At 35.8% G+C, this 23,935-nt stretch carries 23 protein-coding genes; all 23 read left to right on the top strand.

Translation table 11 applies throughout. From position 1 onward, the window contains the following. Positions 1–1,014: 1,014 nt before the first annotated feature. The 23 genes from BCL90_RS02045 (at position 1,015) to BCL90_RS01935 (ending at position 23,916) form a co-directional block, all read left to right on the top strand. Positions 1,015–1,836, top strand: coding sequence for a polysaccharide biosynthesis/export family protein (locus BCL90_RS02045; RefSeq protein ID WP_121282290.1), 822 nt, complete (start codon positions 1,015–1,017; stop codon positions 1,834–1,836). Then, positions 1,836–4,250, top strand: coding sequence for a GumC family protein (locus BCL90_RS02040; RefSeq protein WP_121282289.1), 2,415 nt, complete (start codon positions 1,836–1,838; stop codon positions 4,248–4,250). Before BCL90_RS02045 ends, BCL90_RS02040 begins: the two co-directional genes overlap by 1 nt. 108 nt (positions 4,251–4,358) lie before the next feature. Continuing rightward, on the top strand, positions 4,359–4,862 hold the full coding sequence (locus tag BCL90_RS02035; protein WP_121282288.1) for a UpxY family transcription antiterminator: 504 nt from the start codon (positions 4,359–4,361) through the stop codon (positions 4,860–4,862). 186 nt (positions 4,863–5,048) lie between these two features. Next, on the top strand, positions 5,049–5,210 hold the full coding sequence (locus tag BCL90_RS25545) for a hypothetical protein (protein WP_166792157.1): 162 nt from the start codon (positions 5,049–5,051) through the stop codon (positions 5,208–5,210). Then, on the top strand, positions 5,200–6,357 hold the full coding sequence (locus BCL90_RS02025; protein WP_166792156.1) for a glycosyltransferase family 4 protein: 1,158 nt from the start codon (positions 5,200–5,202) through the stop codon (positions 6,355–6,357). The genes BCL90_RS25545 and BCL90_RS02025 overlap by 11 nt, the downstream gene beginning before the upstream one ends. Positions 6,358–6,363: 6 nt before the next feature. Next, the gene (locus BCL90_RS02020) at positions 6,364–7,236 is read left to right on the top strand and encodes an ABC transporter permease (protein ID WP_166792155.1); all 873 of its coding nucleotides are present in this window, start codon (positions 6,364–6,366) and stop codon (positions 7,234–7,236) included. A 52-nt stretch (positions 7,237–7,288) separates the two neighbouring features. Next, entirely contained in the window at positions 7,289–8,560 is a 1,272-nt protein-coding gene (locus BCL90_RS25980) for an ABC transporter ATP-binding protein (RefSeq protein ID WP_121282285.1), read from the top strand. A 1-nt stretch (position 8,561) separates the two neighbouring features. Beyond that, positions 8,562–9,248 (top strand): class I SAM-dependent methyltransferase, encoded by a 687-nt coding sequence (locus tag BCL90_RS02010; protein ID WP_121282284.1) that lies wholly within the window; start codon positions 8,562–8,564, stop codon positions 9,246–9,248. Between the two features lie 30 nt (positions 9,249–9,278). Then, a complete protein-coding gene (locus BCL90_RS02005) occupies positions 9,279–10,070 on the top strand; it encodes a DUF268 domain-containing protein (RefSeq protein WP_208529829.1) in 792 nt (263 codons plus the stop codon). Next, complete coding sequence (locus tag BCL90_RS02000; RefSeq protein WP_121282283.1) at positions 10,063–10,911, top strand: alpha-1,2-fucosyltransferase; 849 nt, start codon at positions 10,063–10,065, stop codon at positions 10,909–10,911. Before BCL90_RS02005 ends, BCL90_RS02000 begins: the two co-directional genes overlap by 8 nt. A 28-nt stretch (positions 10,912–10,939) precedes the next feature. After that, a complete protein-coding gene (locus tag BCL90_RS01995) occupies positions 10,940–11,911 on the top strand; it encodes a glycosyltransferase family 2 protein (RefSeq protein ID WP_121282282.1) in 972 nt (323 codons plus the stop codon). Further along, positions 11,912–12,868 carry a hypothetical protein gene (locus BCL90_RS01990; protein ID WP_134380526.1) on the top strand — a complete coding sequence of 319 codons (957 nt, stop codon included), beginning with the start codon at positions 11,912–11,914 and terminating at the stop codon, positions 12,866–12,868. It abuts the gene before it with no gap. Between the two features lie 2 nt (positions 12,869–12,870). Further along, positions 12,871–13,290, top strand: coding sequence for a cupin domain-containing protein (locus BCL90_RS01985; RefSeq protein WP_121282280.1), 420 nt, complete (start codon positions 12,871–12,873; stop codon positions 13,288–13,290). Then, positions 13,290–14,048 carry a class I SAM-dependent DNA methyltransferase gene (locus BCL90_RS01980; protein WP_121282279.1) on the top strand — a complete coding sequence of 253 codons (759 nt, stop codon included), beginning with the start codon at positions 13,290–13,292 and terminating at the stop codon, positions 14,046–14,048. The genes BCL90_RS01985 and BCL90_RS01980 overlap by 1 nt, the downstream gene beginning before the upstream one ends. Continuing rightward, positions 14,045–15,163 carry a DegT/DnrJ/EryC1/StrS family aminotransferase gene (locus tag BCL90_RS01975; protein ID WP_121282278.1) on the top strand — a complete coding sequence of 373 codons (1,119 nt, stop codon included), beginning with the start codon at positions 14,045–14,047 and terminating at the stop codon, positions 15,161–15,163. Before BCL90_RS01980 ends, BCL90_RS01975 begins: the two co-directional genes overlap by 4 nt. After that, positions 15,147–16,349 (top strand): glycosyltransferase, encoded by a 1,203-nt coding sequence (locus BCL90_RS01970; protein ID WP_121282277.1) that lies wholly within the window; start codon positions 15,147–15,149, stop codon positions 16,347–16,349. The genes BCL90_RS01975 and BCL90_RS01970 overlap by 17 nt, the downstream gene beginning before the upstream one ends. Before the next feature lie 3 nt (positions 16,350–16,352). Continuing rightward, positions 16,353–17,492, top strand: coding sequence for a glycosyltransferase (locus tag BCL90_RS01965; RefSeq protein ID WP_121282276.1), 1,140 nt, complete (start codon positions 16,353–16,355; stop codon positions 17,490–17,492). Between the two features lie 38 nt (positions 17,493–17,530). Continuing rightward, the gene (locus BCL90_RS01960; protein WP_121282275.1) at positions 17,531–18,526 is read left to right on the top strand and encodes a class I SAM-dependent methyltransferase; all 996 of its coding nucleotides are present in this window, start codon (positions 17,531–17,533) and stop codon (positions 18,524–18,526) included. Further along, the gene (locus BCL90_RS01955; protein ID WP_121282274.1) at positions 18,511–19,851 is read left to right on the top strand and encodes a glycosyltransferase family 4 protein; all 1,341 of its coding nucleotides are present in this window, start codon (positions 18,511–18,513) and stop codon (positions 19,849–19,851) included. The genes BCL90_RS01960 and BCL90_RS01955 overlap by 16 nt, the downstream gene beginning before the upstream one ends. Before the next feature lie 36 nt (positions 19,852–19,887). After that, positions 19,888–20,823, top strand: coding sequence for a glycosyltransferase family 2 protein (locus BCL90_RS01950; protein ID WP_121282273.1), 936 nt, complete (start codon positions 19,888–19,890; stop codon positions 20,821–20,823). Then, the gene (locus BCL90_RS01945) at positions 20,820–21,812 is read left to right on the top strand and encodes a glycosyltransferase family 2 protein (RefSeq protein WP_121282272.1); all 993 of its coding nucleotides are present in this window, start codon (positions 20,820–20,822) and stop codon (positions 21,810–21,812) included. The genes BCL90_RS01950 and BCL90_RS01945 overlap by 4 nt, the downstream gene beginning before the upstream one ends. Further along, positions 21,809–22,756, top strand: coding sequence for a hypothetical protein (locus BCL90_RS01940; protein WP_121282271.1), 948 nt, complete (start codon positions 21,809–21,811; stop codon positions 22,754–22,756). Before BCL90_RS01945 ends, BCL90_RS01940 begins: the two co-directional genes overlap by 4 nt. Beyond that, entirely contained in the window at positions 22,753–23,916 is a 1,164-nt protein-coding gene (locus BCL90_RS01935) for a glycosyltransferase family protein (protein WP_121282270.1), read from the top strand. Before BCL90_RS01940 ends, BCL90_RS01935 begins: the two co-directional genes overlap by 4 nt. The last annotated feature ends 19 nt before the right edge of the window (positions 23,917–23,935 follow it).

The raw sequence follows: 23,935 nt of genomic DNA, 5'->3' as shown, positions 1-23,935 counted from the left end.
AAAAATATAAGGCTGTAAATATTTTTCATAAAACGAACATTTCGTATTATTAAAACGACAAAAATAAACTTAATTGGGCATTGAACAAAATGAACACCAACACTAAACAGATTGAGATGACAATTGTATTTCTTCTAAAAAAACTGAAAAATTAAAAAATATAGCCCTATTCTACATAGAGAGATAAAATGGCTTTAAAAAATTAATTTCGGGCTAACAAGAACCTTGATTTTTATCAATAACAAAATATTATCCAACAACGTTTCACCGCTATAAATCGGATAAAATATGCCATTATATCAACAAGACTGGACAATGTAAATTGAATATTTTTATGATTATAAAGATGAATTACCCCAGATGATGGATGCTTTTTGTTGTGCAGGCAAGGATAGAAATTTTATGAAATCACGACGCAATCCATGGAGACTACCCGACCTTTTTCTGAGTAATCCGGGCAATTCTCGAGGCAATGTCATTAAGTTAAGCACTAAGTCGTCAGGTGAGCGAAGTCGAAGACTTCTTGCAGTTGAAAGTTATAAGCAACAAATGAATAATTTTCAGCCTGCATTTTTTGTTTTTCACATGCCTTTATTTTTTCAACGGTGTTCAAGCTAGCTTCGCTGGTCTTTTTAATTACAAAAGAAAGAGTTTTTCGGCAGCGACGAACCGAGATGTGAGCGTGGTATATGGCAAAGAAATCAATTATACATCACTAATATTGATTTTATTAAAATACATTATCCCTATCAATGACAGACTCCAACAGGAAAATCTATTCCACCAATAATATTTTAAAATTGATTAAAGTCAAGAAATCAAATGGTCTAAAGATGTTTTTTTGATTTAGAATTTAACAGATTAAAAAGATAAACTGCTATTTCTCCGATACTTTCAAATCTTAAAGACAACTATTTTAAAAGGCGCTTTGCTTCTACGTTGACTTTTTTTTAAGGATTTTTAACCATATTTTCGCATGTTAGCCTTAAGCTTCCATCCAATATCAGATTTAAGATGATGATCCAGACAAAAGCAATTTTGAAATTTCTTTACGTTTTATTTTTCTGCATTACGCTTGCCAGTTGTGCATCCAGAAAAGAGCATAGTCTATTTAATGCCCCAAGTGATATCGTTACGGATACCATTAAACAAGTTTATGTGGTAAACGACCCGGGCATTAGTGATGCGTACTACAAAATAAAAGTAAATGATCAATTGGCCATCAGAAATGTACAGAATAAAGAATTTGGGGCATCTCAATCTTCAAACAATGGTTTAAACAGTAATCAGAATATAGCTGGCGGCTCAATAAATAATATACTTTCCTATCCGGTAGATATTGATGGTAAAGTTAACTTGCCGGCGATTGGAAAAGTAGACGTATCAGGCCTAAGCAGAAGAGATGCTGCCATCAAAATTCAGGATTTATATGCAAAACAACTTCTTCGTGACCCCATTATTGAATTAAGTATAGTAAACTTAAAGGTAACCTTATTGGGCGAATTCAGCAAACAAGGTAATTTTTTACTGGAGCGGGAAAACACGACACTTATTGACATTATTGGAGAAGCAGGGGGCATTAATAAAACGGCTGATCCTAAAACGCTTAAAATTATTCGTGGCGACAGAAGCCACCCCGAAATTATCTATGTAAACTTAAATGATATTAACAGCTTGGCCAGCAAAAAACTAATTCTTCAGAATAATGATATTATTGTACTCCAACAAACCAAAAGTTCGGCATTGAGCGAAAAGCTGACTAGTGTCAATAATATTGTACAACCGTTTCTCGTTGTAGTCAACCTGGCTGTATTAATCTTTACCCTAACCCGATAATGGATAACACTACACCAACAGGAGCTAGAATGTTAGCCAGCCAAACCATCAACTATTGGAAAATCCTGTTGATTTTTTTAAGCAGGTGGTATTGGGTTGCCGGAACGGTATTAATCAGTTTTGTACTGGCCTGGCTTTATGTGCGCAGCATTACTCCTATTTATATTACTTCGGCTTCGCTAAAATTAGATAGTGACCAGCAGGAACAAATGGCTTCGCTGCCTGGCTCTGCGTTAAACTACCGGCCGTTTAATCAGGTTCAGGATCAGATTCAAACTGAAGGTATCATTATGCGCTCGGAAGATGTGATTTTAAATGCTTTAAAGAACCTGGATTATAAAATCAGTTATTATTTAGAAGGAAGGGTACGATTTACTGAACTTTATCCGAAACAACCTTTTCAGGTTGATATTTTAACACAGGATTCTGTAAACTTCAGCAGGGCTACCTACAACGTTAAACCCATTGACAGCCGGACCTTCGCACTATCAAGCAGCGATGATAACAATAAAAGTTTGAAGAAATATCGTTATGGTCAACCAATTAGCATGGGCAATATGGTATTCACGATTAAAACAGAAATACCATCAACAGGCAATTACGGTTTTAAATTCAACGGAATCAGAGATTTGTACGGCAGGGCTGCAGGAGGATTAAATGTATTCGAACAGGAAAAAAACACCAATGTCATGGGGGTTACCCATACCGATAGTAATCCTGTTTTTTCTGCCGATGTATTGAACGAGATTATCAAACAATATGTAAAAAATGATGCAACACTTAAAAAAAGATCAGCCAAACAAACCATAGATTACCTGGATAGCCAGATTGCCTTTTTAGATGCACAAGTGAGCAAATCGGGCAATAAACTTTCTAATTTTCAAAGCAGCAATAAACTTATCGACCCCAGTAGCGAAAGGCAACTGGGAAATTCGAAACTAAACAACCTGGAAAACCAGATTGCCGAATTACAACTGCAACAGCTTGCTATCCGGCAATTAGAAACCCAGGTAAAAAACAACAAGGATCGGATACAGCTTAACCTTAATTTAGAAGGCACCAATAATACGCTCTTAACTGGTTTGATTGCACAACTTAACGCGCTTATTATAAACAGAGAAGATAAGTTACAGAGCTTTAATGCCAATGCGCAGCCCATCCTGGATATTAACAAACAGATTAACGAAGTAAAACAGGCCATTGTAACCAATATTCGCTTATTACACGAACGTAATCAAAAAACCATTAATTACATTAATGGGCAAATTGGCCAGGCTAACCAAAAACTGGGCAGTATCCCCGCTAAACAAAATGACTTTGCGAAATTGCAGAGCAATTTTGATATTAATCAGCGCATGTTTTCAATGTTGTTTGAGCGAAAACTCTCTGCGCAGATCAGTTCAGCTGCCGTAATTTCAGGCGCTACAATTATCAGCGTAGCACAGCCTTCTTTTTTCCCGATTTCGCCAGTGCCTAAGAAAATTTATTCTTCTTATTTATTTATGGGTTTGTTTTCGGGCATTGGTTTAATTCTATTGGTCAGAATATTAAATCCCTATTTGTACGATATTGAAACAATTGAAGGATTGACGACAACCCCAATTATTGGAGTAATTTTAAAATATCCCAAAAAAATTAGCCCTGGTGAAAGTGTTTTATCAATAGAGCGCCCAAAATCTATATTTGCCGAATCGGTCAGATCCGTGCGAACTAACCTGAGTTTTATGGCGAGCGACCAGGATACCAAGGTAATCTGTATCACTTCTGAAGTTTCCGGAGAAGGAAAATCGTTCGTAAGTTTAAATCTCGCAGGAACCTTATCCATTATAGACAAAAAGGTGATTTTGATTGCAGCAGATTTGCGAAAATCCAAACTCCATCATGCATTTGGCTCTGACAACCGTATTGGCTTAAGTAATTACTTGTCAAAACAGGTTGCTTTAACTGATATTATCTTTACAGATGATAAGCATAATATTGACTATATTACTTCTGGTCCGGTGCCTCCAAATCCTTCAGAATTACTCCATCACAAATCAATGGGAATATTGATCGAAAAGCTTAGGGAAAGTTATGAGTATATTATCATTGATACTGCTCCTGTAGGCCTGGTTTCAGATTCAATACCCCTCATTAGAAAAGCTGACATCAACCTCTTTATAATCCGTTCAGGTATTTCCAAATTCAGGGCTGCAACTATTCCTGATCGTTTATCAAAAGAGTATGGACTTAACAATATTGCGATTATCCTGAATTCATTTGGTGACGAGAAGTTACATGGAAACATTTATACCACTAACTATGCTCATGGAAATACCGGAACGTACTATTATTCGAACTATACCGGCTACGGAAAAAGTGGCTATTATGATGAGGAGAAGAACTGGTGGGAATTTTGGAAGAAAGGAAGCTAATGTTTGTAATAGCGGAAATAACAGATGATAGCAGGAATAATCGGCTTACGCGCTAATTGGTTAATTGACAAAATGCAAACAGAGTTTAATCAATGTATGATATAGCTAATGATAGATCAAAATTATAGGTGGTATCCGGTTTATACGCGTTCGAGAGCAGAAAAAAAAGCGTGTGAAGAGTTGAACAGAAAAGGAATCCAAACTTATTTACCTCTTAAAAAGGCAGTTAAACAATGGAGCGACCGTAAAAAAATCGTAGAAGAGCCCTTGATTAAATCTTATCTATTTACGTATATTTCGGCAAAAGAATATTCAGAAGTTTTGATGACCAATGGTATTGCCAGATTTATTTATTTCTCTCACCAAATCGCTCATATTCCTGACCAGCAAATTCATGATCTTAAACTTTTACTCGCTACAGATGCCGATTTGGAACTCATTGATTATGATATTAAACCAGGTGAAAAGGTATTGATTAAAGCAGGGCCTTTCAAGGGCGTAATTGCCGAATTGGTATCGGCACATAATAAGCAACGTATTATTTTACGTTTACAGAATATGGGCTATTCGATAAATATCAATACATCGATAGCTTTTGTTGAACCACTTTAAGGAAAGACAATGGGAGGTGGAAGATGTGAGAGGGAACTATTTAATAATAAATTAAAAGACTGATGCTTTAAGCGCAGTACAATATAAAAAACAAATAATCAGTTCATTTTTGAAAATAAAATGTGACTGAGGTGGCGAAGCTGTATCCGGGGCAGAATAAATAACCTGTTTTTTAAATAAAAGCCAATGTGTCGAATAGCAGGAATCATCAATAGCAAAAAATCGTTCAAAAAGGTCAATCAAAAGGTAAAGGCCATGTGCGATAGTATGCAGCATGAAGGATCTGATGATCAAGGTATTTATGCTAACTCCGCCCTGGCTTTACACCAAACTTACCATGTCAGTTAAAGTTTTATTTTTAACACTTAGAACTTTTAGTTTAACCGGCGGTATTGAAAAAGTATGCCGAAGTTTATCACGTGTTTTATACGACCTGAGCGAGGAGGAAATTATTCAGTCTACCGTATATTCGATGTACGATAAAAATACTGACCGCGATTCAAGATACCTAAGCAAAAACCAGTTCTATGGTTTTAACGGAAACAGGGAGCGATTCGTGATGCAATCTTTAGTAAGTGGATTAAAAGCCAATGTGATTTTATTAAGCCATATCCACTTAATCAACATCGTTTATTTCATCAGGAAAATACATCCCCATAAAAAGATATATTTATTGGCGCATGGCGTAGAAATTTGGAGAAAGTTACCCAAATCCAAACTCAAAATATTAAACCAATTGGATAAGATTATATGTGTCAGTCATTTTACCGCAGGTAAAATTATGGAAATGCATCATATTCCTGAAGATCGCATTGCAGTATTAAACAATTGTCTGGATCCTTTTTATCACCTGCCTACCGAGTTCGAAAAACCACAGCGTTTATTGGATCGGTATCATTTAGATCATAAAAACTTAATTCTGTTCTCATTATCCAGGTTATCCTCTTCAGAAAAGTATAAAGGATACGACCTCACCATTAAGCTATTTCCACAATTATTGGAAAAATACCCAAACCTGGTTTACCTGCTGGGTGGAAAATGGGATGCCGAGGAAAAGAAACGTTTAGAAGATTTAATTGCAAAGAACCAGCTTCAAGAATATATCAGGATGGTAGGTTTTATTGATGAAACCGAACTTACTGAACACTTTTTACTGTCTGACATGTTTATCCTGCCCAGTAAAAAAGAAGGCTTCGGCATTGTATTTATAGAAGCATTAGCCAGCGGCCTGAGGGTTATTGCAGGCAATAAAGATGGCAGTGTAGATGCACTTAAAGGCGGAACGCTTGGTATTTTGGTTGATCCTGATAATCAGGAAGACATTTTAACCAGTATCTGCAATTTATTAAGTCAAAATCAAACCGACAACGAGAAAAAAAACCTTCAAAAAAAATGCATAGAGGCATTTGGATATGAACCCTATCTTCAATCGATAAAAAACTTGCTTTTAAATGGGACAATCAGTCCTGCATTCAATATAAATCAGCAACAATAAAAAATAATGGATAGCCCCAACATTTATGGTAAGGAGGAACAAAAATGGACAATTGATGCCAAATCTTCTCTACTCAACCTAAAGCTGAATGAGGTTTGGGCATACCGTGATTTGTTGGTATTATTAGTAAGAAGGGATTTTGTTTCTTTTTATAAACAAACCATTTTAGGTCCGCTCTGGTTTTTTATTCAACCATTGTTTACCACTATCATCTTCACCTTTATATTTGGTAATTTAGCCGGTATATCAACAGATGGATTACCTAAACCGCTTTTCTATATGGCAGGTATTACCGCCTGGAACTATTTTGCAGATTGTTTAACCAAAACATCTTCTGTTTTCAGAGATAATGCAGGTATTTTTGGCAAAGTCTACTTCCCCAGGTTAATTATGCCTTTGAGTATAGTAGTGAGTAACCTGGTTCGGTTTGGAGTACAGATGCTTCTGTTCCTCATCTTAATGGCTTATTATTATTTCACCGGCGCCAGTTTCAACATCAGTTGGGCAATTTCTCTGTTTCCGGTTATTGTATTATTAATGGCTTTATTAGGTCTGGGGGCAGGCATGATCATTTCTGCGATGACTACAAAGTATAGAGATCTGGCTTTCCTTATTGGGTTTGGAGTGCAGTTACTGATGTATGCTACCACCGTAATCTATCCCCTATCCGAAGCCATCAAAAAATATCCAACCTATGCCTGGATCATTAAATATAATCCCATGACCCCAATTATTGAAACTTTTAGGTATGGCTTTTTGGGGGAAGGGAGTTTTAGCTGGTTTAGTTTAGCTTACGCAATGATTGTTACATTAATCCTGCTGATTGTTGGCACAATCATTTTTAACAAAGTTGAACGGAATTTCGTTGATACAGTTTAGATGGGAAGGTATAATATGAATAATGGAAAGCGTAATTTTAAGCATATTTTAAATGTCTGACATTGCGATAAAAGTTGAAAATTTAAGCAAAGCTTATCAGTTAGGGCAGATCGGAACCGGAACGATTAGCCGGGATTTAGAGCGTTGGTACGCCCGTATTCGGGGCAAAGAAGATCCATTTCTACGTATCGGTGAAAGCAACGATCAAAACACGAAAAGTGCGAGTGATATAGTGTGGAGTTTAAAGGATATTAATTTTGAAATTGAACAAGGCGATGCCGTTGGCATTATTGGCCGAAATGGCGCTGGAAAAAGTACGCTGCTTAAAATATTAAGTAAAGTAACCGCCCCTACTACCGGTAAAATTTCGGGTAAAGGACGGATAGCGAGTTTACTTGAAGTTGGAACAGGTTTTCATCCGGAACTCAGCGGCCGTGAAAACATCTTTTTAAATGGTGCTATTTTGGGCATGCGTAAAAAGGAAATACAGCGCAAACTGGATGAAATTGTAGATTTTGCAGGGATAGAGCGTTATTTAGATACACCGGTAAAAAGGTATAGCTCCGGTATGTATGTTCGCCTGGCTTTTGCTGTTGCAGCACATTTAGAAAGCGAAATTTTAATTGTTGACGAAGTATTAGCAGTAGGCGATGCTGAGTTTCAAAAGAAATGTTTGGGCAAAATGGGAGAAGTAAGCAAAGGCCAGGGAAGGACTGTGCTGTTTGTGAGCCATAATATGGGCGCGGTAAAGCAACTTTGCAACAGTGGAATAGTACTTAAAAATGGTCTTGTGAGTTACAAGTCGGATAATATATCTGAAGTTATTAATAAATACCTGACTACAGATGATAGAGAATTGTCAAACAGCCTTAATATTGATGGCAAAAAATACAAAAATCAATATTTCATACCCTTGATGATAAATACTAAAAAAACTTCATATAGCCTGAAAGAAGAAGTTGAAATTTCTATTTTGGGGGAAGTTTTGGAACCTAATAGCTCGTTGCAAATAGGATTTTCCTTATATGATGCTGATGGCAATAATCTATTATGGTCATTTCACACAGACACAATTACTCAAAATAGCTTTCCAAAAGGCAAAATCAAACTCACAACTTCCATTACTCCTTACTTGTTGAATGAGGGAAAATACTACATTTCCCTAGGTGTTGCAATATTCAATCAGTTTTGGATTATAGACCCTGATAATAACAATGATAGAATATATTTTGAAATTAATGGCGGTTTTGATTTTTCAAACTTTTGGACGGAAAAGAGACCAGGGATTCTCGCAAAAAAATTTAACTGGAAATTAGAAAAATGAAATGGGATTAATAACAATGGGGCCTGATAAAAGGCTTGTTGAATTTATAAAAGAAAAATATCAAATTACCAACTTTATAGAAACCGGTACCTACCAAGGTGGTACTACTGAATGGTCGGCTGATGTTTTCAAAAATGTATATTCAATTGAATTTTCTGAACATTGGTATAACTATACTAAAGAAAGACTAAAATCAAGGGAAAATGTAAATCTTTTATTTGGCGATACAAAAAGTATACTTCCAGATCTCCTTCCAAAAGTAAATAACGCCATTTTATGGCTCGATGCACATTGGTGCGGTGACCATTCTTTTGGAGAAAAAGATCAATGCCCCTTATTGGTTGAGTTGGAAATCATTAACAGATTTAAACACCTGTTCGACAAATTGTTTATCATGATTGATGATGCTCGTTTGTTTTTATCCCCACCTAATCATCCGCATTCGTTAACAGATTATCCTGATCTTGCTGAAATCATGCAAGCACTTACACCCGAACGTCAAATTTATGTATTTAACGATATTATACTGGCCGTTCCAAAATCCTACCAGCACGAATTTAGTATTCTGCTTCAAAACCTGGCAACAGAAGATTTAAAAGTTGATGTAGTGCCAATGCCTTCAATCAGAAAACAAATTGTCAGAAAAATCAGCCATAAAATATCAAGAATAGTGACTCGAAAAAAGTAAACTATTTCCTTAAAAAATCATCAAAGAAAATTGTTAAGAAAAATTAAAAATAAACTTCGTTATACTGCAGTAGGAAAGCTGTATGGTTATTTCACTCTAAGAAAACTGTTTAGAAAAAAAGTTGAAACTTTCAATGCAGACTTAGCTAATTTCCGATTGAGTGAAGGAAATACCAATCTCAGATTCGATCAAACTTACGATCATTACCCATTATTAGATGATCGAACATCTATCACAGAAATTGAACCTCACTATACTTATCATCCTGCATGGGCAGCCAGAATTTTAGCAAAAACCCAACCCAAAAAACATGTCGATATTTCTTCAATCTTACACTTTAGCACCATAGTATCTGCATTTATACCCGTAGAATTTTATGATTACAGGCCTGCGGAAATTAAACTGGAGGGGCTAGAAACCAAACATGCCGATTTAACACAATTGCCATTCAGAAGTAATACGATCGACTCTTTATCATGCATGCATACACTTGAGCATATTGGACTGGGAAGATATGGAGACGAAATTGATTATGATGGCGACCTCAAGGCAATTAACGAATTGGTTAGGGTATTGGCTGTTAATGGAGATTTACTTATAGTTACTCCGATTGGCAAAGCTAAAATAGCATTTAACGCACATCGCATTTACGCATATGATCAGATTATCTCTTACTTTTCAAAACTCGAACTTATTGAGTTTTCTCTGATCCCTGATAAGTTTGAAAATATTGGTATGATTAGAAACGCCAGCAAAAAACAAGCAGATGAGCAAAGCTGGGGCTGTGGCTGTTTTTGGTTTAAAAAACGTTTAAATGATTAGTGTTGAATTACAAGGTAGATTGGGAAATCAGTTATTCCAGTATGCGTTTGCTTATGCTACCGCTAAAAAACTAAATTCGAGGTTTTATTTTGACAGGAGGCTGCAATCTTTATTTATTCCCAAATATTTTGCACAAACAAAAGATATCTTCTATTACTTAGATCAAACGATATTTTCTTTAAAAGGGTTTGATGATTTTTTTTCAGTTTATCTCAAACAAAAATTTTATGCGTTGTTAAAAAAAATCCTAAATTATGAAGAAGTATATATATCAGATCAGTTGGAGCCGCAGCTGGAGAGCTTAAAACTGAAAGATCAGAAATTATTTACTGGCTTTTTCCAATCGGAGTATTATTTCGCTGACTGTAAAGAAGAAATAAAAGCCAAATTTGTTATTAAAGAAAAATATCAGACAGATTTTAGAAATATATTTAACGATCTGCCCCAGGGATACAAATATGTGGTTATGCACGTTAGACGATCGGACTATTTCCACTATGACATACAATTACCAGCAGAATATTATCACAATGCAATTTCGGCCATTGAGAGCGAAAACAATTATTACATATTAATTAGCGACGATACAGATTTTTTAGCGTCCGAATTTGGATACCTGAACAAAAAATATATTTCCCGATCAACGGAAATTATCGATTTTCAGTTTTTAATGCAGGCAGACATTTGTATCATTTCCAATAGTACTTTTAGTTGGTGGGGGGCTTATTTAAATGTTAAAAATGCACCTGTGTATGCGCCCAACAAATGGTTTCCAGATAATGGAAAAATAGAATCTCCATGCAATATTTTATTAGATAACTGGAATCTTATCCCGGTCTAATGGTTTGCACGTTCACACAAATAAAAAAATGAAAACCGTTTCCGTTATTATTCCGACCTATAACAGAGATTTTTTCATAAAATTAACCCTGGAAAGCTTTGTAACACAAAACTATCCTAATATGCTCGAAATTATTGTAATTGATAATAACTCAACAGACAATACATTAGCGGTAGTAAAAGAATTGTCTGAAAAATACCCAATAATAAAATATTTCGAGGAACCGAGGCAAGGTGTTCATTATGCACGCAATTCGGCAATAAAATACGCAAAAGGTGAGGTATTATATTATACAGATGATGATATGATTGCGGAACCTGATTTGTTAACGAACCTGGTCCAAACTTTCGAACTGAATAATAAAATTGCAGTAGTAAGTGGTCGGGTACTGCCAAAATGGGATATTCATCCTCCAGATTGGGTAGTAAAATATTGCTTAAATGCTCACTTAAGCCTCAATCTAGATGAAACTCCTTTAATCATTTCCGATCAGATGATTAATATTTTTAGCTGTCATGAAGCAATTTTAAAAGAGGCAATAATAAAGGCCGGGGGCTTTAATCCAGAAAATACCAAAGGCAAATGGATAGGAGATGGAGAAACGGGTCTATCCCTAAAACTTCTTAATCTGGGTTATCTGCAGGCCTACAATGGTTTATCCGTCATTAACCATATTATTCCAAAAAGCAGGATGACGCAAAGTTATTTAAATAAAAGGTTTGCAAACCAGGCTAATTGCGACAGTTTTACAATTTATAGGGCTGCCAATGGGTTGAATAATTCAAAACTGTTCACCAACATTCTTAATAATTTTATTGCTGTTTTATATAAATCCTTAGCTACACCTTGGCACTTCATAAGAGCCAAAGATAATTGGAGAATTACAATGGCCCAGGCTTTTTATCACAGCAACCGCATTGCTTACGACATCAAGTTGATGACCAGACATCATATGAGAGATCTTGTATTGAGAGATAACTGGATTGAACAAACCAACTAAATGAAAGATAGCATAACGCGAAAGTCCATTACGTTTTTTATGTTGGTAACCAATCGGGACTGCATGTTTGGAGATTATGGTGTTAAAAGTTTTAAAAAAATATACGACAGGCTTAATCATTCTGAAAAACAACATTTTAAATTATTCATTTATTTGAATGCCCTCACCCCAGAAAATCTTAATGAATATGCAGCAAAATGGGCGGCATATCCTTATGTTCAGATCTTTGACAATAACGAAAAAATAAGGAATAAAAACTTTGTTGCTGGTGAAACGATTACTTCTCCCGAAGGAATTGATAGAGTGAGAGATGACATTAACGAAAATTATGATGAACTCTGGACCTCAGAACTTCCCAAATTTAACACAGATTATATTGCAACTGTTGATGCAGATTTTGAAGTATTAGACGCAGAATTTTACTTTCATCTGCTGCTCGCTTTACAAAATCCTGATTGTTTATTCGCCAGTACCTGTTACAATGAAACTGCATATTGTTTTGATAGTTATTCTGATAGAAACATGCATTTGTACGAACGAAACCATACCTGGTTTTGTATTTATAAGAAAGAAGCATTTGAACTATCCAAAAGATCTCACTTTTATTACGAGGAAATCCGTGATGGAGAGGTACACGCATTTGATTCCGCCGCCTATTTTCAAAATGAATTAAGAACAATACCAGGCAAAAAATTTTACCACCTCCCCAATAAATACAAGGCAAATTTTATTCATTACGGGGCCGGGTCAAAAAACATATCTATAAATAAGTCTAACATTTCCTTTTACCGTAAGTTAATGATCACTTGCAAAATTGGTCCGATACGTAAATGGACAAACATAAAAGTTGTTAATCTGCTTAATAGAATTGCGCGAAAACTGATCTCAAAAATCTTCAAAAAAAAGATCAATTCATTAAGTACTGAAAGAAGTAAATTTATTTTTAATCAAGCTTAACTATGATAGAAAGCATTACCATAAATGGACTGTTACTCGCACTAATCATAAGGTCAAACTTTCATAAAGAAGGGATAACTTTCTTCACCCCAGAAGATTATTCGCAACAGTTGGGGTATATGAACCGGCCTAAAGGTTATATTATACCGCCGCATGTGCACAAGCTTGTAGAACGAAAAGTAACCCTTACACAGGAAGTGCTATACGTTAAAGCAGGTAAAGTACGTGTAGATTTTTACAATGATGACCAGGTTTATGCCGAGAGCAGGACGGTGGAAACAGGAGATGTAATTTTACTTGCTGCAGGTGGCCACGGCTTCGAAATGTTAGAGTCTTCAGAACTCATAGAAATTAAACAAGGTCCGTACTGCGGCGACGAAGACAAAGTGCATTTCGACCCCATTCTTAAAAACATTAAATAATGAACGAAAACTTTAAACTTTACAGTCAGTATTATAACCTACTGTATTACGATAAAGATTATCCTGCGGAAGCAGCTTATATAATTGAGCTCATTCAAGAATACTTCCCGAATGCCCAAAATATTATTGAATTAGGATGTGGCACAGGAAAACATGCATCAGTCTTTGCAGAAAAGGGGTTTTCAGTATTGGGAATCGAACTTAGTGAAGATATGCTTAACCTTGCAAGACAAAATGAAAATACCAGACTGAGGTTCCAAAAAGCTAACATCACTAATTTTAAAGTCGATCAGAAGTTTGAAATTGCACTATCGCTTTTTCATGTAATTAGCTATCTAACTGACAATTCAAGTTTGATCAAAACTTTTCAACTTGTTCATGAGTCACTCTGTGAAGGCGGACTGTTTATTTTCGATGTTTGGCATACACCAGCAGTTGTATCCCAGGTACCAGAAGAGCGGATTAAAAAATTAAGCAATGATCAGATTCAAATTATCCGAAGAGCAACACCATCTATCTTTAGTGAAGAAAATATTGTTGAAGTAAACTACGATATAGAAGTAAGTTCATTAAAAGATCAGACACAATATTCTTTTCAGGAAATTCATCCAATGCGACATTTTTGCAAAAATGAAATCGACCTATTAGCGTACAGTACAGGTTTTGAAATTTTAAAAAGTGAAGAATTCTTAACAAAGAATGTACCCTCAAATTTGACCTGGGGGGTTGCCTACGTCCTTAAAAAAATTAATTCATGAAACCAATTCCGGTAAATACTCCATTATTAAAAGGAAATGAGTTAAAGTACCTTTCAGAATGTATCAGTACTGGGTGGATAAGCAGTGAAGGTCCATTCGTTGGCGCATTTGAAGAGAATTTCAGCACCTACAACAATCGTAAATATGGAATTGCAGTAAGCAATGGTTCGGCAGCATTAGATATCGCCGTAAAGGCTTTGGGTATTGGTGTCGGAGATGAGGTTATTATGCCCACTTTTACAATTATTTCGCCAGCTCAATCTGTGGTTACAGCAGGAGCAATTCCAGTTCTGGTTGATAGTGATCCACTCACTTGGAATATGGATGTAACACAAATCGAAGCCAAGATTACTGCTCGAACTAAGGCAATTTTAGTGGTGCATGTTTATGGCCTTCCTGTTGATATGGATCCCGTACTAGCCTTAGCAAAAAAATATAAACTTAAAATAATTGAAGATGCAGCCGAAATGCACGGACAAACCTATAACAGTAAAATGTGTGGTAGTTTTGGCGATATCAGTATTTTTAGCTTTTACCCCAATAAACATATTACGACTGGTGAAGGCGGTATGTTGCTAACTGATGACGACCATCTTGCCGCCAGATGCAAAAAATTGCGTAATCTTTGCTTTGAACCCAATGGACCAAGATTCGTACATAATGAATTGGGTTGGAATTATCGGATGACCAATATGCAGGCTGCGCTTGGCTTAGCACAATTGGAACAACTGGAAGATTTTATCAGTATCAAGCGCAATATGGGGTTAAACTATCATAGCGCTCTTTCTTATTTGAAACAGAAAGGATACCAGCTACCACTTACCAGTACATCATGCGCAGAAAATATTTATTGGGTTTTCGGAATAGTAGCACCAACTGAAAGTGAAAAAGAAGATTTGGTTGATTACTTAACAAAACATAAAATTGGCACCAGGCCATTTTTCTGGTGCATGCATGAACAACCTGTATTTAAAAAAATGGGCTTATTTAAGAATGAAAAATATCCGGTGGCTGAGAAACTGGCCAGAAATGGTTTTTATCTACCCAGCGGATTAGGTTTAACCATTGAGGAGCTCACAGCAATAACAACCTGCATTCATGAAAAAATTGTTTAAAATAGGTATCTGGCATTACCATGGCGGAAGCTATGCAAATGGTGGTGCGTTTGCATATACGGAAGCATTACAAGAAATCCTAAACAAAACCTCGTTTTCAGGCACTGAAATTGTTCACGTTGGATACAATATTGATCAAATCTTTAAATCCGGGTCAAATGCATTGTCGCTCATCCCTATTTACAGAACCAGATGGCCAAAACTACTCAACTCCTTATGTATCCGGCTACCATTTTTCGGAATTAAATTTAGCAATAGAATCAAAAAAAAATACAATAATAAGTTAATTAACAATTTAAAGCATGCTGGAATTGAAGTAATTTACTACATCAACCCGGGAATTGAGATTGATAATTTTCCGCACATATCAACCCACTGGGATCTTGGCCATATTTCTATGTTTGCTTTCCCTGAAGTAAGTATGCACGGAAAGCTGGAGAGCAGAATCGAAAATCTAAACCGGGATATCAATAAAGCACTAATTATTTGTGCAGAATCTGAGGCGGGCAAAAAAGAACTGATCCGGTATTGTGCTGTTAATCCCGACAGAATTCACGTGATACCGATGATTCCAGGCCTGATTGTAAAAGATCAGATTGCGACCAAGCAGGTAGATATCTTAGCAAATGACGAGTTTTTCATTTACCCTGCCAGGTATTGGCCACATAAAAACCATTACAATCTGCTAATTGCCTTCCAACAGTTTATATTTTATTTTCCAAAGGTAAAACTTGTATTTACAGGAGCAAATCAAAATAATATTGATTACATTACTAGTGTCATCCAAAGCTTAGGCCTCGAAAAAAATGTTATCCAACTCGGTGTGGTCAGCCTGCCGCAACTGAAATGGTTATACAAAAATGCGATTTCACTGGTAATGCCAACTTTCCTCGGGCCAACCAATATGCCACTAGTTGAAGCCTACCACCTGGGCTGTAAAGTGATTTGTAGCCGATTAGACGGACATGTTGAACAACTGGGCGAAGCAGCCCGATATTTTGATCCCTTAAATCCGAACGAAATTTTTGTTCAAATGAAAAGCCTCTACGAAGAGTCAATTGGAGATCAAAAAAAGGCTGTCGAAATCTCCTATAACGAAACAGTAACAATTGCTGCCCTAAATTCTCTTTTTCTGAAGGTAAAACATATAAAAAGAACCTGGGGTGCCGTAGACGAAATTTCATAATTTTTGGAAAAAAGGATTTTTTTTATTTCAAGTTCACTTTACCCGGCAAATAACGCAGCGGGCGGAAGTATTGTACTATACCGACATTTAAAACGATTTGAACAGGAGGGTTACCAGGTTACCTTTATTAATTGTAGCCCGGTTAATAAGGGAAACACCAGCTTCAGGCAAATTAACCTTGAAAAAAAATTCTGGCACCCGCCCTTAAGAAAAGGGACTCCGTTTTTAACCAGCATGAGAACACGGTTACAAGCAAGATCGCTGGCCAAAGCACTTCATTTTACTAAAGGCGATATTTTAATCGGGTTATTAGAAGATTATGTAAGTTACCTCGTCTATTTCATTGCAAAACAAGCTAATATTCCATTTTATCTCTTTTTTCACGATGATAATATTTTCAACCGATATTTTAAAGAGAACATTCTCACCAGAAAACAAATCACCAGAATAATTGAAAATTGCAGGCATTTTTTTGTGGTTTCAGAACAGATGGAAGAGGTGCTCTCTCTTCATGGTGGGAAAAATGTATCAGTTGTTTACCCAATACCTGATGGTGCCTTTATAGCTCATAGTAAAAGAATAAAATCCGAAAAATTCAATTTTGCCATTTCAGGCATGCTATTACCCCATTTTTTTGAAAAAACAGTCGAAAAAATTAATGAAGCCGTCGAAGAAACCCATACAAACATCATTCTGATAGGATCTTTTAATCAGGATTACAAAGATTCTTTACAGAATGCGGGCAAAATTTCTTTCTACGAAAAATTTGAAGAGCTCTATGATCTGTTCAACTTCATGGTTGAAGAAGCGGATGTAATCATTGTTTTTTATTCTTCAGATACAAATGAAGAAATCAGATCGAGGTACAGCTTTCCAAGTAGATTTGTCGAATTCTGTCACTTAGGTATACCAGTACTTATAATAGCACCCCAATCTTCAGCAATAGGCAAATGGGCCGTTAAAAATTCCTGGTTAAGCTATGTTGATAATGAAACAAAAACAGATTTGGTAAGTATCATAAATAAACTCAAAAATCCGGATTTCAGATCAGCATGTGTTAAACAATGTCGATATTTTGCTGAAATGGATTTTAACCCGGTAAAGATCCATAACAGGCTAAAATTATTAATAGAAAATAACTGAGCCCATTGAGCAGTAATTAAAGCCAATACACAACTAAAATGACTACCGATGTTTTCAAATCTTTAACCCCGCTTTTTGAGCAAAAGTCCAATCTGGATTCGATAAAAGATTTTCATGAAAAGGTTAACCTTACCTTCCATAATATTGAAGCAAAATATTATGATAAGATCCATGCTGAAATGTGGATTAATCTTCCCGAACAGGTTGACCGCATTATTAATCATCTTTCTGCCTGGCTAAACGAGCAAAAAATACAAAAAATTAAAGTTTTGGACCTGGGTTGCGGAACAGGTTTGGCCGCTCAGCTTTTAATAGATTCATTAGTTGGCAGAAAAATAGCATCCATGTTTCTTTTAGATCCCTCACATGCTATGTTAGAGAGAGCGAAAAAACGCTCATTGAAATGGAATATACCTATAAATTCGAGATGTGGATATATTGAAGATGTAGACGAAAAATTCGATCTCATTATTACTTCTTCCGTTTTGCATCATATTCCAGATATTCCACAATTCATCTCAGACATAGAAAACAGGTTAAATGCAAATGGCGTATTTATAAGCCTGCATGATCCTCTTGCAGAAGCAATCGACTCCGAAACATACCAAAACAGAACAGCACGCCTTATTCAAACTACGAGGGCTAATTTTCAAAACAGGACACTTAAACAAAAGATTATTGGGAAAATTATACGCATACTGAAAGGAAATATTAAACTAGAAACCTATATTGCGGAGGTAAATCAAGAACTGATACACTTAAATGTTATCAATACCCATCTTACTCCGGCAGAAATATGGAGTATTACAGATATCCATGTCGAAGGGCTACCCTATTCTGCCAACAATGGCATTTCTTTAAAAAATTTGGAGGAATCGGTAAAGGAACTTTCGCTGGCATATTTTAATACCTATTGTTTTTTTGGCACACTAAAATCTGATCTGCCAGAAGAGTACAAGGCTGAGGAAAATAACTTGACTTTAACCGATGATAAATTCGGCAGAAATTTTAACAGCATGTGGATAAGGAAATAAAAAACTTAAATATTCTCTATATCCTGCCTGAATATTACCCTCATTCAGGAGGAGGAATTTCGACATATTATCTGCAACATATCGATTTTATGAGATCTCATGTTGCAAAAATAAAAGTTGTGGTAGGTAGTGCTTATACTCAATCATTAGATAGCATTCTGCATCATGATATAGAAGTCGAATACCTCAAACCAGACCTTTTCCATAAGTACCTCGACAGGTTTAAAAAATTCGATTTCATACCGCAATATAAGAAAGCAATTGCCTCTGCGTGGGCCATGTGGGAACAAGTTAACGCAGGTGAAGGGTTTGATCTGGTAGAATGTACCGATTTTGGACTCGGCTTCATTCCCTGGCTAATTCACCACAATATCCCCGTTGTAACCCGTTTACATGGAAGTTCGGGTCAAATTGAATTACATGAACGGGAACTTCAGGAAATTTTATTTGGAGACCAGTGTAGACAAACAGAACTTTCCTTACTGGAAAAATCAGATGCGTTAGTTACTCATAGTTGGTCTAATTATACATTTTGGCAAGACATTTTTCCTCATAAACAGATTAATCTTATCTCACCGTTATTTAAAACAAACGCTACACCAGCTAAATTTATTCAAAAGGAGAATTTTGCTATCGTATGCAGCCGAATCCAGGAATGGAAGGGACCAGATATTTTATGCCAGGCAGTTAAAATAATAACTAAACCATTGTTAATCAAATGGTATGGACGCAACACCATGTTTAAAGAGGGTTTATCCAAATCAGATCAACTTCTTGAAAAATTCCCTGAAGTGTGGAACAGAACAATAGTACCTCAGGGGCAAGTTTCTCACCATCAATTGGAAGATATTCAAAAAACAGCAAAATTTGCCATTATTCCATCCAGATGGGACATGTACAATTTCACCTGCTTAGAATACATGAGCGTTGGCACGCCGGTAATTTGTTCAGATGGCGCAGGTGTTTCATCACTCATTAAAAACGGAATAAATGGCTTTAAATATGCTTCCAATGATCATATTGCGCTTGCCTCATGTATAGAAGCAGTTAACAACATGGATCAAAGTACGTATGAAAAGATGACAAGCGAAGCATTAAAAACGGTTAAAAGCCTGATGCATACCAATATTATTAATGACAACATTAACTTAATGGTTCAGGTTATTCAAAAATTTGAAGTGATTGCTCCCAATGTATTTAACCAGGCATTGTATCTTCCATCAGATAAAAAATACGGCATTGATATCGTTCTAAACCAACAGCCATTGAATAAGCTTTTAAAATATATTACCAAAAGATTGAAGAATAAAATTTTGGGAGGATAGACGGATGAAAAACTTAGTTTACAACCCTTTGTATTAATGAAATCTTTAGCGCTTTGCATACCTGCCTACAATGCGGCCTGGTGTTTACCAAGATTGTTAACATCGGCCCAAAACCAATATATAAAGTTTGATGAAATTTTGGTATATAATGACTATAGTTCAGACAATACCCATGAGGTAGCCCTAAAATATGGTGCAGTTGTTATCGACGGTGATGTGAACCGCGGCTGCTCTTTCGGAAAAAATAGGCTTGCAGAAATGGTAAAATCTGAGTGGATCCATTTTCACGATGCAGACGATGAATTACTTCCAAATTTTACAAGCCTGGCCCACAAATGGATGGCTAAGGAAGAATGTCCGGAAGTGGTTCTTTTCAATTATGAATATCGGGACCATATCACCAATGAATTCATCAGTTTAAGACAATTCGATAAACATAAGCTCGAAACCGATCCAATTAAATATGCAATTGCAGAACAGATCAATCCTTTTTGTGGTCTCTATAATAAAACGGCATTTTTAAATGCAGGCGGTTATGATCTAGATCCAAAGGTATTGTACAATGAAGATTCCGCGTTGCATATCTCTCTCGCCCTTCATCACCTCCGCTTTTCCAGTGAAGATGAAATAAGTATTATTAATTACAGAATACATAATTCAATGTCTCAAAGCAATAAGGAAAAATGTTTTCTTGCACAGTTTTATGTAATGGAAAAAACAGCTTTGAATGCGCCTTCAATTTATAATCATGAGATTGCCGTAAGATTTGGAGAGATTGCGACCAATCTTGCTTCAATAAATAATTGGGAGAAAACAAAGGCTTCCTTATTGTTTGCAAAAAAATTAAGCTTAAATTCTATAAGTGCAAACAACAATATTCTGTTTAATGTAGTTAGCAAATTTAGTCCTTTTGCCGCCTTTTGGATCAGGGAAAAAATGATTAGGTTATTAAAACCAAGGTTGAGAAGATGAAAAAACCATTGGTTTCGATTATTATTCCTGCTTATAATGCAGCAAAACATATTGCAGAAACTATACAATCGGCAGTTAGTCAAAGCTGGGCTAACAAAGAAGTTATTGTAATTGATGATGGCTCGACAGATGAAACGCTCGACATCATAAAATCATTCGATAACCAGGTGATAAAGGTTTTTCAGCAAGCCAACAAAGGTGCTGCAGCCACTAGAAACAAGGGGATATTAGAAGCAAATGGCGATTTTGTACAATTTTTAGATGCAGACGACATTCTTTCAACAGATAAAATAGAAAAACAGGTGTTAGCCATTGCAAACCATACTAATACTTTGGCTGTCTGCAGTACCGTTCATTTCGATGAACACCAGGCACATGCTTTATTTACACCTTCTCTCTACGAAGAGGAATTTCTGAAAACAAGTGATGAGCCAGTTAAATTTCTAATCAAACTTTGGGGAGGATTTGATGGAAAAGGATCGATGATCCAACCGAATGCATGGCTGATACCTATGCCGCTGATCAGAAAATCAGGACTATGGAACGAAGAGCTAAGCTTAGATGACGATGGCGAATTCTTTGCAAGAATTATTTTGAATTCAACCAAAATTGTAAAAGTAAGCGACGTCTTCAATTACTATCGAAAATATAAGAAAGAAGGAAACTTGTCTAGTCAAAAGACCTATAAAGATCTATCAAGTCTTTTGGCGTCAATCTTATCTAAAAAAAAAGAACTTTTATCAAAAGAGGATTCATTAGCAGCCCGTTTTGCGATTTACCGCCTTCTATATGATGTGGCCGTCAGAAGCTACCCCCAATTTAAAGATATTTCAAAAAAAGCAATACATGAATTGCCATTGATAACTCCCTTAACCTATAAATTAGATTTTGGCAGAAAGGTATTAAGCAAGCTGGCTTCTGTTTTAGGATGGAAATCCATCCGTTTAATACAATATAGCTATCAAAACCTGGCGAATAGAATAAGATGATAAAGAAAGCAGTAGTAACAATTGCGGTTGGAAGAATTTATTATCTTCAGCTAGCAAAAAACCTAATAAAATCTTTCCTTATCTGGAATGGAGAATCGGCAATCAAGTTGCTAGTACTAACGGATAATACTACATATTTTGAAGAGTTCAGTAACAACCCAAAGGTTATTGTCAAATTACTGGCATTGGAAGAATCTCAAAAATCATTTACTTCAAAATTTTTATTAATTGACCATATTGTTGCTGAGGAAAATCTTTTTATAGATTGTGATTGTCTGATCTATAAACCTTTAGATTCTATTTTTGATACCATGTCTGCCTATGATTTTACAGCGATTGGCGAGGAACAAACGTCTGGTGATTTTTTTTGCGACATAAAGGAGATGATTAATAAATTCAACGTTATTGCCATGCCGGTTTTTGTAGGATCTGTTTACTACTTTAAGAACAATCACATTAGCAAATCGGTTTTTGCAAAAGCATTAGAGCTAAAGGAGAGATATGATGAACTGGGTTTTATTCGGCTTAGAGGAAAGGAGAACGAAGAGCCTCTATTTGCACTATCAATGGCTTTATATAATCAACACCCTATTGCAGATAATGAAACTATAAAAGCTGATAGAATGTTCTACAATACCTCTAAAACCAATGTTTTAAAAGGAAAAACTAAACTGAAAAGAGTAAATCAGGCTGATCAATCGACGATAGTGTGTGAACCCGCAATAGTGCATTTTAATGATAGTTATAGCGAAAGTGCAAATTATTTGATGGAAGAAGCACGATTAAAAATTGCAGGCAGGAACAGCACTTTAGCTGAGATTGACATTATATTTAGGTATTACTTTAAAGAAAGGGCAACCTCGATATTCAAATTTGTATTTAGGCCTGTTTATCATTTCCTTCTTGGACCTTCAAAGGTTCATAGCAATAAAAGAGTCCAATGAAAATATTTCTTTCGTTTTTACAATCTACTACCCAACATCCTATAGCTGCTTATAGCTTTTGGGAACATTACATCAAAAATGGCATTGAAGAGGCAAAATGTAACTGGACAGAGTGTAAGGAAGTAGATTGGGCAAGAGGTTTAGTACCACAATCAAAGAATCAGCTGGATGAGTGGAAGAGTTTTACCTGGGAAAAAACTGTAAAATTTATTAAACAAAATAAACCCGACTTATTTTTAAGCTATTTATATCCCGAACAAATAGACATACAGGCAATTTCCGAAATAAAAAAAATGGGTATTCCTTGTGTTAACTTCTTTTGCGATAACATCAGAATGTTTAAACAGGCACCAAAAGAGTATGCGATATTTGATTTAAATTGGGTACCTGAATACATGGCAACAACGCTTTATCAAAATGCAGGGTACCCCTATATCAATCTCCCAATGCCAATGTGGGTCGATTATCAATACCGTGGGCAACCTGTTATAGAAAAAAAAGAAATTTCATTTATAGGCTCAAAAGATGTTCAAAGACATTTATTTTTCGAAAAACTATTAAAGGCATATCCAAATCTTGATTTGAATATACGTGGTACAAGCTGGCTGGAGCAGAATGACAATGCTAAAGCACTATATAACCCTATCTGGAAAAAAGCAAAAAATCAAATTGATTTTATTTCCAGATTCGGGATTAAGCCCTACTTAAATAAAATTAAAGATGGCAAAATTAGTCAGGTATCCTCGAGTGCAGTGAAAAACAAGCTAAAAGCAAAGCCAGATTTTAACGACTACATTAAAATAACGCGGGAAAGCCTGATCACCCTTGGCATAAATCGTTACCAAAGCTTTGATTATCCAATCAATACCCCAAATACTTACTCGCGGTTAAGAGATATTGAAGCCCCCATGTATGGTGCATGTTATTTAACCGAATTAGCACCAGGCTTAGATCAAATTTATGAAATCGGAAAAGACATCGAAGTATTTTCAAATCATACAGAACTTTACGAAAAAATTAAAGAACTAGAGCAGGACACTAAAAAGAGAAAAATGATGAGAGTAAACGGCCAGGAGAAGGCTTTGCATACCTTATCCATACCAAATTCAATAGCAAAAATAAACACTTATTTCAGATCAAATCAATTCCACACCAAATGATCTGGCTTAACCATTTAGT

Source organism: Pedobacter alluvionis, from assembly GCF_003664035.1.
Classification (GTDB): Bacteria; Bacteroidota; Bacteroidia; order Sphingobacteriales; family Sphingobacteriaceae; genus Pedobacter; species Pedobacter alluvionis.
The sequence above is the reverse complement of the archived record's forward strand: the minus strand, read 5'-3'. Positions and strand labels throughout refer to the sequence as shown.

Coding starts and splice junctions, on each gene's coding strand:
- BCL90_RS02045 (WP_121282290.1), top strand. CDS start 1,015: ATGATGATCCAGACAAAAGCAATTTTGAAATTTCTTTACGTTTTATTT.
- BCL90_RS02040 (WP_121282289.1), top strand. CDS start 1,836: ATGGATAACACTACACCAACAGGAGCTAGAATGTTAGCCAGCCAAACC.
- BCL90_RS02035 (WP_121282288.1), top strand. CDS start 4,359: ATGATAGATCAAAATTATAGGTGGTATCCGGTTTATACGCGTTCGAGA.
- BCL90_RS25545 (WP_166792157.1), top strand. CDS start 5,049: ATGTGTCGAATAGCAGGAATCATCAATAGCAAAAAATCGTTCAAAAAG.
- BCL90_RS02025 (WP_166792156.1), top strand. CDS start 5,200: ATGTCAGTTAAAGTTTTATTTTTAACACTTAGAACTTTTAGTTTAACC.
- BCL90_RS02020 (WP_166792155.1), top strand. CDS start 6,364: ATGGATAGCCCCAACATTTATGGTAAGGAGGAACAAAAATGGACAATT.
- BCL90_RS25980 (WP_121282285.1), top strand. CDS start 7,289: ATGTCTGACATTGCGATAAAAGTTGAAAATTTAAGCAAAGCTTATCAG.
- BCL90_RS02010 (WP_121282284.1), top strand. CDS start 8,562: ATGGGATTAATAACAATGGGGCCTGATAAAAGGCTTGTTGAATTTATA.
- BCL90_RS02000 (WP_121282283.1), top strand. CDS start 10,063: ATGATTAGTGTTGAATTACAAGGTAGATTGGGAAATCAGTTATTCCAG.
- BCL90_RS01995 (WP_121282282.1), top strand. CDS start 10,940: ATGAAAACCGTTTCCGTTATTATTCCGACCTATAACAGAGATTTTTTC.
- BCL90_RS01990 (WP_134380526.1), top strand. CDS start 11,912: ATGAAAGATAGCATAACGCGAAAGTCCATTACGTTTTTTATGTTGGTA.
- BCL90_RS01985 (WP_121282280.1), top strand. CDS start 12,871: ATGATAGAAAGCATTACCATAAATGGACTGTTACTCGCACTAATCATA.
- BCL90_RS01980 (WP_121282279.1), top strand. CDS start 13,290: ATGAACGAAAACTTTAAACTTTACAGTCAGTATTATAACCTACTGTAT.
- BCL90_RS01975 (WP_121282278.1), top strand. CDS start 14,045: ATGAAACCAATTCCGGTAAATACTCCATTATTAAAAGGAAATGAGTTA.
- BCL90_RS01970 (WP_121282277.1), top strand. CDS start 15,147: ATGAAAAAATTGTTTAAAATAGGTATCTGGCATTACCATGGCGGAAGC.
- BCL90_RS01960 (WP_121282275.1), top strand. CDS start 17,531: ATGACTACCGATGTTTTCAAATCTTTAACCCCGCTTTTTGAGCAAAAG.
- BCL90_RS01950 (WP_121282273.1), top strand. CDS start 19,888: ATGAAATCTTTAGCGCTTTGCATACCTGCCTACAATGCGGCCTGGTGT.
- BCL90_RS01945 (WP_121282272.1), top strand. CDS start 20,820: ATGAAAAAACCATTGGTTTCGATTATTATTCCTGCTTATAATGCAGCA.
- BCL90_RS01940 (WP_121282271.1), top strand. CDS start 21,809: ATGATAAAGAAAGCAGTAGTAACAATTGCGGTTGGAAGAATTTATTAT.
- BCL90_RS01935 (WP_121282270.1), top strand. CDS start 22,753: ATGAAAATATTTCTTTCGTTTTTACAATCTACTACCCAACATCCTATA.